Annotated in this window: 11 protein-coding genes; 10 read left to right on the plus strand and 1 reads right to left on the minus strand. The window is 38.0% G+C overall.

From position 1 onward, the window contains the following. Window positions 1-22 precede the first annotated feature (22 nt). The 3 genes from P3U61_RS03650 to P3U61_RS03660 all read left to right on the plus strand — a co-directional run bounded on the left by P3U61_RS03650 (window position 23) and on the right by P3U61_RS03660 (window position 4,131). A complete protein-coding gene (locus tag P3U61_RS03650; protein ID WP_063279127.1) occupies window positions 23-2,203 on the plus strand; it encodes a heavy metal translocating P-type ATPase in 2,181 nt (726 codons plus the stop codon). An 85-nt stretch (window positions 2,204-2,288) separates the two neighbouring features. Then, on the plus strand, window positions 2,289-2,435 hold the full coding sequence (locus P3U61_RS03655; RefSeq protein WP_014613367.1) for an Lmo0850 family protein: 147 nt from the start codon (window positions 2,289-2,291) through the stop codon (window positions 2,433-2,435). 967 nt (window positions 2,436-3,402) lie between these two features. Further along, window positions 3,403-4,131 (plus strand): hypothetical protein, encoded by a 729-nt coding sequence (locus tag P3U61_RS03660; RefSeq protein ID WP_014613368.1) that lies wholly within the window; start codon window positions 3,403-3,405, stop codon window positions 4,129-4,131. A 49-nt stretch (window positions 4,132-4,180) separates the two neighbouring features. Here the strand turns inward: P3U61_RS03660 and P3U61_RS03665 are convergent, their stop codons facing one another. Then, window positions 4,181-5,389, minus strand: coding sequence for an FtsW/RodA/SpoVE family cell cycle protein (locus P3U61_RS03665; protein WP_014613369.1), 1,209 nt, complete (start codon window positions 5,387-5,389; stop codon window positions 4,181-4,183). Window positions 5,390-5,542: 153 nt separating this feature from the next. Between P3U61_RS03665 and P3U61_RS03670 the strand changes: the two genes are divergently transcribed. The 7 genes from P3U61_RS03670 (at window position 5,543) to acpS (ending at window position 12,840) form a co-directional block, all read left to right on the plus strand. Next, window positions 5,543-6,613, plus strand: a complete 1,071-nt coding sequence (locus P3U61_RS03670) for a D-alanine--D-alanine ligase (protein ID WP_014613370.1) — start codon at window positions 5,543-5,545, stop codon at window positions 6,611-6,613. An 11-nt stretch (window positions 6,614-6,624) separates the two neighbouring features. Further along, entirely contained in the window at window positions 6,625-7,989 is a 1,365-nt protein-coding gene (locus P3U61_RS03675) for a UDP-N-acetylmuramoyl-tripeptide--D-alanyl-D-alanine ligase (RefSeq protein WP_323695715.1), read from the plus strand. 280 nt (window positions 7,990-8,269) lie between these two features. Beyond that, window positions 8,270-9,757, plus strand: a complete 1,488-nt coding sequence (cshA, locus tag P3U61_RS03680) for a degradosome RNA helicase CshA (protein WP_014613372.1) — start codon at window positions 8,270-8,272, stop codon at window positions 9,755-9,757. Between the two features lie 238 nt (window positions 9,758-9,995). Then, window positions 9,996-10,469 carry a PH domain-containing protein gene (locus P3U61_RS03685; RefSeq protein WP_323695716.1) on the plus strand — a complete coding sequence of 158 codons (474 nt, stop codon included), beginning with the start codon at window positions 9,996-9,998 and terminating at the stop codon, window positions 10,467-10,469. Next, window positions 10,462-11,991, plus strand: coding sequence for a PH domain-containing protein (locus P3U61_RS03690; RefSeq protein WP_099997491.1), 1,530 nt, complete (start codon window positions 10,462-10,464; stop codon window positions 11,989-11,991). Before P3U61_RS03685 ends, P3U61_RS03690 begins: the two co-directional genes overlap by 8 nt. Further along, window positions 11,975-12,493 carry a PH domain-containing protein gene (locus tag P3U61_RS03695; RefSeq protein WP_014613375.1) on the plus strand — a complete coding sequence of 173 codons (519 nt, stop codon included), beginning with the start codon at window positions 11,975-11,977 and terminating at the stop codon, window positions 12,491-12,493. The genes P3U61_RS03690 and P3U61_RS03695 overlap by 17 nt, the downstream gene beginning before the upstream one ends. Then, window positions 12,490-12,840, plus strand: coding sequence for a holo-ACP synthase (gene acpS / locus P3U61_RS03700; RefSeq protein ID WP_014613376.1), 351 nt, complete (start codon window positions 12,490-12,492; stop codon window positions 12,838-12,840). The genes P3U61_RS03695 and acpS overlap by 4 nt, the downstream gene beginning before the upstream one ends. Window positions 12,841-12,859 lie beyond the last annotated feature (19 nt).

The following is a 12,859-nucleotide window of genomic DNA, read 5'->3' on the forward strand; positions in this document are numbered from 1 at the left end:
TATAGGTATAGGAGATGACATAATGACTCAAGAAGAAACTTTCAAAATTACAGGTATGACATGTGCCGCCTGTTCAGCACGTATTGAACGGGTGCTCCAGCGTGAAACGGGAATTGACCAAATTAATGTCAACTTAGTGATGGAAAATGGGACAGTGAAGTACGATCCGAGCCAGATTTCGATTGAAGAGATTTATGAACGTGTCGCTAAAATCGGGTATGAAGCTTTTCCAATGGAGACGAAAGATGAAACAGCTAAACGAAAAAGTGATGAATTGAAGCGACAAAAAGGGAAATTCATTATTTCACTCATTTTAGCATTACCGTTACTGTATACGATGTTCGGCCATTTTTCATTTTTAGGTTTTATTCCAGTTCCAGAACTTTTAATGAACGGCTGGTTTCAATTTATATTAGCAACGCCGATTCAATTTGTACTCGGCTGGCAATTTTATGTCGGTGCTTATAAATCTTTGAAAAGTAAAAGTGCGAACATGGACGTTCTCGTTGCGATGGGAACTTCAGCGGCTTACTTTTATAGTCTTTATTTAATGTTGACACATTTGGGCCATAGCGGTCATGTGCCACTTTATTTTGAAACGAGTGCGGTATTAATTACACTCATTTTATTAGGTAAATATTTCGAAATGCGTGCAAAAGGGCATGCGAGTGACGCGATTAGCAAACTTGCTGCATTACAAGTGAAAGATGCGGAAGTGGAACGTGATGGCAAGATTGAAATGATTGCGATAGATGATGTCCGTGTAGGTGACATTGTATGGGTGAGAAGTGGTCAACAAATTCCATTAGACGGTCAAGTGATTGAAGGTTCCACAACGGTCAATGAAGCGATGTTGACAGGGGAAAGTATGCCCGTTGAAAAAAATATCGGCGATACTGTCATTGGAAGTACAATCAACCAAACGAATTTTATTAAACTTCAAGTGACCCATGTTGGTGAAGATTTAGTATTGAATCAAATTATTAAAGTCGTTGAAGAAGCGCAAAATGATAAACCACAAATTCAACGGTTAGCGGACAAAATTTCAAATATTTTCGTACCGACTGTCGTTGTGTTGGCATTACTGTCATTTATCGTATGGTTTTTCGTTGTCACACCGTTTCAATTTACGGCAGCATTTGAAATTTTCATCGCTGTCATCGTCATTGCCTGTCCTTGTGCTCTAGGACTTGCGACACCGACTTCGATTATGGTTGGGTCAGGTCGTGCAGCAGAATCTGGTATTTTATTTAAAACAGCAGAAGCATTAGAACAAGCCCAACACGTCGATACGATTGTCTTTGATAAAACTGGTACAATTACGAACGGCGAACCTAAAGTCGTGCACGTGTACCATGAAACGGAAGAATCAACTATTGGCGCTTATGTTAAAAGTCTGGAAATGCAATCAGAGCATCCACTGTCTAAAGCGTTAGTCGATTATTATAGTGACGAAGCAGTCCACACTGTTTCACAATATGAGACACATGCAGGAAGTGGTATTTCAGGTGTTATTGACGACAACCGTGTGCGTATCGGTTCCATTCGTTTCGTTACAAACAACGACTTAACTCAAGAACAACAAGATAGAATACATTCGTTGGCAGAACAGGGCGCAACAGTGGTTGGTATGACAATTAATGAAACACTCATCGCAATCATCGGTGTGAGAGATGAACCAAAAGCAGAAGCGAAAGCAGTCATTGAAACGTTAAACAAAAATTACGACTTAGTGATGTTGAGTGGAGATAGTGAACAGACAGCGCAAGCAATCGGTCGTGAACTCGGCTTTACACGTGTCATCGCAGAAGTGAAACCAGATGAAAAATCTAAAGTCGTTACTGAACTCCAAAACGAAGGAAAACGTGTCATGATGGTCGGTGATGGCATTAATGATGCACCAGCATTAATGAAAAGTGATATCGGCGTCGCAATGGGTTCTGGCTCAGACATCGCATTAGAATCCGCAGACATTGCGCTTGTACGTAATCATTTGGACGGTATTGCCGAAGCACTTCAACTTAGTCGCCTTACGATTAAAAATATTAAACAAAACTTATTTTTCGCCTTTTGTTATAATTTGATTGGTATCCCTATTGCTGCAGCAGGCTTTTTAGCACCTTGGGTTGCAGGTACAGCGATGGCATTTAGTTCAGTTTCAGTTGTATTAAATGCCTTGCGATTAAAAAATGTGAAAAAATAATTTTATCAATTTACAATTTGGTGTAGTAAAGCGCTACAATTTAGGGTAAGATAAAGGAGTAGATAGCAGAATACGGGGTGATCAAATGGCGAAAAAGAATGATAAGCTTCAAAATGTGGTCCAAATGTTATCTTCAATCGGTGTGAAGGTGAAAAAAACGAAGCCCCGATTAGATATTATGCGATCATTACCCAAACCTAATCCTGCAACTGAGAAATTGAAACCTTATTAAGTATGTTTGAGAAGCACTTAGATGTTGACTGATGTCACGTCTAGGTGCTTTTTTTCAGATTTTTAAACTTTACCTTTTTAAACACTTAGCTAAATATCAACTCTACCTTTTAAACACTTCGTTGAGTATCTTCGATTTTGTAATCGGGGGAGTTATAGAAATATTATTGATTTTGTTGATTGCTCCTCTTTGGCCTTGCTTTCCTAGGGGACTTGCCTCAACTAAATTCGGCTTGATTGGAGAGAACACTGGATGGTGGCCGAATTGGATTTTCGGCTACGTCTGATCCCTCAGGAGTCTCGGCCAGTTCCGCAATCCAAAATCAATATAAGTTTAAGAGAGAACCCGATGACAAAATCGAAGTGTACATCATGGTGAAAAAACAAGGGAGATGTAGCGATATGAACATCAAAATCTTAATATATAAGTTTATATGTTTTTGGTATAGATTGATGTGTTCTATCGATTGAATCTAAAACGAATCAGCGGTTGACAATAGTAATTAATTTTAAGGAGGATTGAATGGTTTTTAGTGGGATAGTTTTACTTATGAAAGCTGCATAATGGTGAAGATTATAAATTTCTGAACGTATTGCTTTTATACAAGAATTAGTACTAGAGATAAAATATAAATTACTTTGTGCTTAAATCTAATTCTAAAATATATGCTTAGTATTTTTATTGATAATACATACGAATTATACGAAGGGCTCACAATAAATAATATATATAAATTAAATTAAAGGAAAACTAAATATAAAAGATTTAAAGTGTTGTTGAATGTAATATCGTTTGTTATGTATGATTGAATAAGATAGATATACCGTGTTTTGTCAATGCTTAGGACACTGTGATTAATTATAAAGAAAGGAGTAAAAATTGTAGTTCATGATAAAAATAAGTGGATGGGTTATATTAATACGCGCTCAGTTACAGTGAAAAAATAATTTTAAAGGGACGAACTCATATGTTAAAAAAATTAATTGTTACAGGTTTGATTGCTACAGCGGCGACACAAGTTTATGCGCATGACACGCAAGCGGCGGAAAAGGGTGCTACAGATGCTCCGAATGTGATGGTTAAGGATGAGGCGAAAAAAGAAGTGACACCGATAATCCATAAACCGACTTGCATTTACCCGCATCTAGAAGGCGAAGATGATGCTGCGTATTTAAAACGTATGGCAACGAATCCACCAGAAGGCGCAGTGCCGTACGGTGTATTGAATAAAGATGGATCGATTACAGAACCGAATACAAATCCACATTTTGATGTTTTAAAAATTGAAGATCCAAATGCGATGAAAGATTTGGTTGATACACCGGCAGATGATCAAGATACGGTACCGAGTGATTTACAAATTGAACCACCAGCATTAATAGGACCAGCTACTAAACATACGGATGGTACGGGAGACGCAAAATCTAATGATGACCACAAAGTAACAAAATCTTCGGGAGCGTCAGCCCAAGATATGAAGAAAAAAGACGTGACAACACAAACTGCACAACCAAAAGCAGATAAAAAGATGGCGACTGCAAAAGTAGCACCAGCGAAACAACAAGATAAAGCAGCCAAAATGTTACCAGCAGCAGGGGAACCACAAGTGAATGCAATCAGTCAAACAGCACTTGCACTTTCAATGATCGCATTAGGTGTCATCGCGTTCTTTACACGACGACGCAAAACAAATTAATAATTAAAAAGAGGTTGGGGAAACATTTTGTTCCTCAGCCTCTTTCTTTTTATGATGTTGTACGTTTTTGTGTAGTTGCTTCATCGTTATACTTTTTCGGTGTATGATAATGAATGCTCAACAACACACCGACGCCTGACATGAGACTCCAGAGCGAACTCCCACCGTAACTTATAAAGGGTAATGGAATCCCTGTAATCGGTAAAAGTTGAATCGTCATGCCAATGTTTTGAAAAATATGGAACAACAATAAACTAATAAAACCGATAATAAACGATTTGTTGAACAGATCATCGGAATTCATTGCCATACGAATTAAGTGAAGGAGTAATAATAAAAAGACACCTAATAAGATGACTGAGCCTAAAAAGCCGAATTCTTCTCCAATAACTGAAAAAATAAAGTCTGTATGATTTTCAGGAATATAAACTTCGCCGTTATTTAATCCTTTTCCGATGAGCTGACCAGAACCAATAGCTTTTAACGACTCTGTTAAATGGAATCCATCGCCAGAACTGTATGCGTACGGATCGAGCCAAGAGTTGATACGTCCTAATTGATACGTTTTAATACCGGCTACATTTTCAATCAAGCTCGGTTTATAAATAATAGACAAGATTAAGCTGCCACCTAGAACGATTGCGCTACCAAATAAAGGGGCTAAAATTTTCCATGTGACACCACTTACAATCACGATACCTGCAATAATCGCTAAAAAGACGAGTGTTGTTCCTAAGTCATTTTGTAATAAAATTAATGCAATTGGAACGAAGCTCACACCTGCAATTTTCAGTAATAACATGACGTCTGTTTGAAATGATTTATTGAAGGTGAAACGATTATGTTGTGCGACAACCTTTGAAATGACAAGAATGAGTACAATTTTCATGAATTCTGAAGGTTGAATACTGATTGGACCGAAACGATACCAACTTTTTGCCCCGTTAATCACAGGTGTAATGGAAGATTCTGGTAGGAGTATTAATCCAAATAGTAAAATATTAAAAATAATGTATACCGTATAAGTGTAATTGCGAATCTTTTTAGGTGAAAACAGCATAATCATGAACGCAATGATTGCACCTAGTATGTAATAAAAAATCTGTCTGACACCGAAATCAAGGCTATATTGACCGCCACCCATTGCCGAATGGATCGTCGTAACACTAATGATACAAAGGATTATAATCAGTGCGATGAGTGGCCAATCTAAGCGGCGCAAAAACGACTTCTGCGTTAGTTGACGAGAGGATACCATGCCAATCTCCTTTACACATAAATTCTATATTGTCATTATATACCGATTTTACATAAGTTGTAATCAAATTGCTAATATTCTCGGAAAATAAATGCAATACAAATAAGAGTCGTGGTAATATGGAGGTTAGATAAAAATTATGGAGGCGGAGTTATGTCGAAAGAAGCATTATGTATCATTTATGGTGGTAAAAGTGCCGAACATGATGTGTCAATTTTAACCGCACAAAATGTATTAAATGCAATTGATAAAGCGCGTTACCACATCGATATTATTTATATCACTAATGATGGTCAATGGAAAAAAATGGACAATATTACCGAAGATATTACTGATGTTGAAGCGTTACGCATTGATGACGTACCGACGAGTGATATTTCAGCGATGTTAACACAAAGTAGTCAAGGTGGCCGTTATGATGCGGTATTCCCATTATTACATGGACCTAATGGTGAAGATGGGACGATTCAAGGGCTGTTCGAAGTATTAGACATTCCATATGTAGGTAATGGGGTGTTAGCGGCATCAAGTTCAATGGATAAATTAGTGATGAAACAATTATTTGCACATCGCGGTTTACCACAATTACCATATGTGAGCTTTTTAAGAAGTGAATACGAAAAATATCGCAAAAATATTATTAAACTCGTGCATGACAAGTTAGCATTCCCAGTGTTCGTTAAACCGGCAAATTTAGGTTCAAGTGTCGGGATTAGTAAATGTGAAGATGAAGCTGCCTTGATTAAAGGGATTGAAGAAGCGTTTCAGTTCGACCGTAAACTTGTCATTGAACAAGGGGTGGATGCGCGTGAAATCGAAGTGGCAGTGTTAGGCAATGACTACCCTGAAACGACATGGCCTGGTGAAGTTGTGAAAGATGTCGCATTTTACGACTATAAATCAAAATATAAAGATGGCAAAGTGAAGCTCGCAATTCCAGCTGACCTTGATCAAGACGTACAAATGACGCTCCGTAACATGGCTGTGGAAGCATTTAAAGCGACGGACTGTTCTGGATTGTTACGTGCAGACTTTTTCGTGACAGCAGACAACCAAATCTACATTAATGAAACGAATGCGATGCCAGGATTTACAGCTTATAGTATGTATCCAAAATTATGGGAAAATATGGGTGTTTCTTATTCAGAATTGATTACAAAGTTAATTGATCTTGCGAAGGCACGTTACGAAGATAAGCAAAAAAATAAACACCGAATCGATTAGGAGTTTTGACTATGATAAATATAACGTTGAAACAACTTGCAGAGTGGATAGACTGTGATATTGATGCGCAATACTTAGACGTTGAAATTAAGGGTGTCACAATTGATTCAAGACATATTCAACATGGGCAGTTATTTATTCCTTTTAAAGGTGAAAATGTTGACGGTCATCAGTACAGTGAACAAGCATTGAACGATGGGGCAGGTGCGACGTTTTTCCAACGAGATAGTACATTGACAGCACCAACGAACGGACCAGTCGTTTTTGTAGAAAACACATTGACTGCACTGCAACAGTTGGCAAAGGCGTATTTACAACATGTGGCGCCAACAGTGATTGCTGTCACAGGTTCAAACGGAAAGACGACGACAAAAGATATGTTAGAAAATGTCTTATCTGGAAAGTTCCGTGTACAAAAAACGCAAGGCAATTACAATAACGAAATCGGCATGCCGTTAACAATTTTAGAGTTGAACGAAGATACGGAAGTTTCAATTTTAGAAATGGGCATGTCAGGTTTTCATGAGATTGAGTTACTGTCTAACATTGCACAACCGGATTTTGCGGTGATTACGAATATCGGCGAATCCCATATGCAAGATTTAGGATCAAGAGAAGGGATTGCCAAAGCGAAGTTTGAAATTGTGTCAGGTTTAAAATCAGAAGGTTATTTCATTTATGATGGAGACGAACCATTGTTAAAACCGCATGTAGAGACGTTAACATCTGCAAATCAAGTGAGTGTTGGTTTGTCAGCTAAGAATGATATGCAATGTCAAATGGTGTCTCATCTTGAAGAGGGCATTACGTTCACAGTGAATGATGACGTGACCTACACGATTCCTATTTTAGGTGAACATAATATGCGTAATGCAACGATTGCAATTGCAGTGGGCCGAATCATGGGTTTAACAGATGAACAAATTCAACAGCAATTAACGTCGCTCAAGCTGACAGATATGCGCATGCAGAAGTTTATGGCGCCGAATGGTGCGATGGTCATTAATGATGCGTATAATGCAAGCCCGACGAGTATGAAGGCTGCGATTGATACATTGAGTCATATGAAAGGAGAGACCATCCTCGTGCTCGGTGATGTACTCGAATTGGGTGAACAATCGCGTCAATTGCATGAGAGTGTTGGGGCTTACCTTGAAAATAAAGGTATTCATCAACTGTATACGTTCGGTGAAGGAGCGATGGCCATTCATGAAAAGGGCAAGGCGTACGTGAATGAGGCGATTCATTTTGATCAAAAAGATAAGTTGATGCGTTATTTGACGTCTATCGTCGAACAACATAGTGTCGTCCTCGTTAAAGCGTCTCGAGGTATGCATTTAGAAGAAGTTGTCGAAGCACTCGTAGAAGCAAAATAGCATCAAGTTTGGAACAGAGCGTGAATCATCACTGTCTTTGTTCCATTTTTAATTTAAAAAATAAAATGTACGCATCAAAAATTATTATTTTGAGATGCGTAAACGGAGCCTAAACTCTGTAGTGATATGAATTCAAAGCATAGAGAATATATAAGAATTTAAATGATAGTGAACTTTCGTTTATTGCGGTATTGTGACGAAAATGGTAATATGTAGAAGTTAGATTAAACTTATTTGACAAAAATATAGAAGAATGATGATTCAAAAAAGGAGAATTACTTTGCAAAAATTTACAGAATTAGGCGTTTCAGAACGTACAGCTGAAACCCTCGAGGCAATGGGATTTACGGAGCCGACCCCTATTCAAAAAGATAGTATCCCATTCGCACTCGAAAACATTGATATCCTAGGTCAAGCGCAGACCGGAACAGGAAAAACAGGTGCCTTTGGTATTCCATTGATCGAAAAAGTTGTTGGAAAAGAAGGCGTGCGTGCTTTAATTTTAGCACCTACACGTGAATTAGCGATGCAAGTAGCTGAACAATTACGTGAATTCAGCCGTGGTCAAAAAGTCCAAGTCGTGACTGTATTTGGTGGTATGCCAATCGACCGTCAAATCAAATCATTAAAACGCGGACCACAAATCGTAGTAGGTACACCAGGTCGTGTGATTGACCACCTTAATCGCCGTACATTAAAACCACAACAAATCGAAACGTTAATTTTAGATGAAGCGGACGAAATGATGAACATGGGCTTCATTGACGATATGCGTTATATTATGGATAAATTGCCATCAGAAAATCGTCAAACGATGTTATTCTCGGCAACAATGCCAAAAGCGATTCAAGAATTAGTACAAAAATTTATGAAATCGCCACGTATCATTAAAACGATGAATAATGAAATTTCTGACCCACAAATTGATGAATATTATACTATCGTTAAAGAACTTGAAAAATTCGATACCTTTACGAATTTCTTAGATGTACACCAACCTGAGTTAGCGATTGTGTTCGGTCGTACAAAACGCCGTGTCGATGAGTTAACTAGTGCGTTACTTTCAAAAGGTTACAAAGCTGAAGGTTTACACGGTGATATCACACAGGCGAAACGTTTGGAAGTATTGAAAAAGTTCAAAAACGACCAAATCGATATTTTAGTTGCGACAGACGTAGCGGCTAGAGGATTAGACATTTCAGGTGTGAGTCATGTTTATAACTTTGATATTCCTCAAGATACAGAAAGTTATACACACCGTATTGGGCGTACAGGTCGTGCAGGTAAACATGGTATCGCCGTGACATTCGTTAATCCAATTGAAATGGATTATATCCGTCAAATCGAGCAAACGAACCGTCGCCAAATGCGCGCGTTAAGACCGCCACATCGTAAAGAAGTTTTAAAAGCACGTGAAGATGAAATTAAGAGCAAAGTTCAAAGTTGGATGGACGCTGCGAAAGAACCACGTGTAGAAAACATCGCGAAACAACTTCTTGAAACATATGATCAAACTGAGCTTGTAACAGCGTTATTACAAGAATTAGTGGAATCTAATGATGAAGTAGATGTACAATTAACATTTGAAAAACCGTTGGCGCGTAAAAATGGTCGTTCACCAAAAGGCAATCGTAAAGGTGGCAACAACAAACGTCATTCAAAAGCAGGACGTAACCATAAGCCAAGTGGTAATAAAAAAGGCAACTTCAAACATAAAAGAGAAACAAAAGTGAAAAAAGGACGCACATTTGCGGATCATCAAAAATAATTAGCGTTCAACCACTTAAATAATTAGCAGCACAGTGCATTTCAATGGAGATGTACGTGCTGCTTTTTTGATGCTGTTTAAGGTGACACATAAGTTCCGAGTCTAAAGTAAGGTAAATCTTTAACTACAGCGTATCGTGGCTAAAATGAATTTTGTCTAACGCCACCATATCGAACTATCAGAATGAAAAAAGTTTATGATATAATAATCCTAAATTTACTAGGGAGTGACTGTCATCATGCAACTTGAATTTACTCAAAGTCCCGAACCTGCACGCCGGTATTTAAAGTTATGGTATTTCTGTCAATTCATCGTAACTTTAATCATCTTATCCGCTGCAGTCACTGTATGGTTTTACAATGATATGCCATTTTACGAGACTTATATTTTCATCGGACTCGTACTGATTGATATTTTATATTATTTGATTCACCCAATACTCCTTTATCGTTACTATCATTATCGCGTGACGGACAGTTATATTGAAATACAAAAGAACTGGTGGTTTAAACGCAATGAAGTGATTCAAATCGAGCGTATCCAGTATGTGAGACGGAAAGCGGGGCCATTGATGAGACGGTTTCAACTGAATCGATTGTCTTTTTATACAGCTGGACATGAGTTAGTGTTGCCGTTACTTTATGACGACACGATTACAGAGATTGAATCATTCTGTCTTACGCAACTAAAAGGGGGTGACAGCGATGTATAGTCCTCAAAGGTTGCACCCTATTTCGTACGTTTTAAGTATTATTGAAGCAGTAAAAAGTAACTTTCTTTTTGTTATCATATTTGTATTGTTTCAACTCGATAGCTTTGATTTCACAGATTGGACCAATTATATATGGCCAGGTTTTATCGCAATATCGTTTACTCTCGTTTTTATTAACCGGACGATTGAAATCTATCGCACACGCTACTGGATTGAAGGCGATTATTTTATCGTGAAAAGTGGCTTGTTTAACTTGGAGCAAAAAGAACTTAATATTCGTCGTATTCAATCCATGGACACTGTACAACCGATTGTGCATCAATTAGTAGGCGGTGTGAAACTCACAATCAAAACACCTAGTGACGGTATTGATTTAAATATGGTGACGAAAAGGCAGAGTCAATGGATTCAAGAAGAGATAGAGAAAGCCAAATCGAGAATTGAAAGTGAAGATGGAAGACAGATGCAGTCCGAGCATTCAAGTATCGCTACAGACGAACACTATGAAGCGCCACCTATCATTAAAACAAATGCACCTACAGAGATGATTTATCAATTATCTACCCAAAATTTATTATTAATGGCAATGACGAGTGGTGCAGTTTTTGTTACATTAGCAACAGTAGGTCCGATAGTCACTGCTTTTGAAGATATTATCCCGTGGGAAGGCGTTTTCGGTCAAGTTGAGAGTTGGATTAAGAATTTAGTGGCGTTAGTCATTACATTAGTAATTGGGATTCTCGTAATCGCTTATATTATAGGCGTCATCATTACAATGGTGAGGTATTATCGATTCACTTTAACACGTTCAGGTGACTTTTTAAAAATCCGTTATGGCTTATTAAAGGTGACAAACTTATCGCTGCCTATCGCTAAATTACAAGCGGTCCAAGAAAAGAAATCCTTTTTTAGACATTTGTTTGGCTTTACGTCATATCATTTTATTATTACAAGTGATATGGAAGTCGATATAGAGGATGATTTTGCGTCAGGTGAAATTATGGTGTTGCCGTTCATTAAACAACGAGAAGGTACGAAAATTTTGGCATCTCTTCTACCAATTTATTCGTTTCAACCGGTTGAAACTGGCCTACCTTGGCAAGGTTTTCATCGCCGTTTTTGGATACCGTCATTCATTTTAATCGGTATCGGTGCACTCATTCATTATTATTGGTGGGTGTGGATATGGATACCAATCGCGGTCATTATTTTGTATTTGATTATTCATAGTGTGATTGCGACGCGTATGTCAGGTTCAGGGTTGACTGATGAAGAAGTATCGATTCGAAAGGTGACATGGTTTGGTTTTAAAACGACGACTTTTAAAAAGGATAAAATTTTAGGTTTCCAACAAACTGCACACCCTTTGATGCAACAGAAACAATTAGTACATTTTGATTTTACGATCGCAAGTGGTTCAGTTTCTAAAGATTTTGGGTTGCGTTTTGAACATCAGGCCAAAGTTACACGTAACAAGCAATGGTATTTAGGAGGTGGAGATATCAATGGAAAAGATGAGTGAAAGTGGCCTTAAAGTGATGCGTATCGCTGCGTTAATCATGTCAGCCATCATCGCGCTATTGTTCATTGGTGCTATCGTATTAGGTTATTTCTTAGCTTGGGATCGATTCGTGATAGCACTGATCATCATATTGGCCATCGTACTGCTCCTCCAACTTATTATCGATGTGTGGCTTAAACCAATTTATAAATATCGAACATTTGGCTACACATATGATTCACATATCGTTACAGTACGAAAAGGGTTTATCATGATTAAACAAACACGTATTCCAACTTTCAGAATTCAAAACGTCGATTTTAAAGAAGGATGGTTGATGCGAAAATATCAGTTAGCGACATTAACACTTTCCACAGCTGGAGGTAATGTCGATGTAACGTTGATCGATAAAGCAACTGCTCAAAAAGTGATGGCATTTATAAAAAACAAGGATGCGAAAGTACCAATATCAGAAGCAAAGCCGATAGTAGAACAAGACGAAAAAGAAGAGGGACCTTTATGATATATGGTGTAGGACTCGATTTAGTTGAAATAGCACGGATTATGGACACTGTACAGCGTCAACCCCGCTTTCCAGAACGCATTTTATCAGAACAAGAGCTCGAACGTTATCACAATTATACGACTGAACGTCGCCGTATTGAATTTTTAGCCGGACGATTTGCAGTCAAAGAGGCTTTCAGTAAAGCGTTAGGTACGGGAATTGGCAAAGAGATTACGTTTAAACAAATTCATTGTGAAAACGATGCACGCGGCAAGCCTACGATTCAGATGGCAGGTTACCATGTACATGTTTCCATTACACATACAGAACATTATGCAGCAGCACAAGTGATTTTAGAACAATAATGGACGAATATAGAAAGAG

Source organism: Staphylococcus pseudintermedius (genome assembly GCF_034042775.1).
GTDB classification, from domain to species: Bacteria; Bacillota; Bacilli; order Staphylococcales; family Staphylococcaceae; genus Staphylococcus; species Staphylococcus pseudintermedius.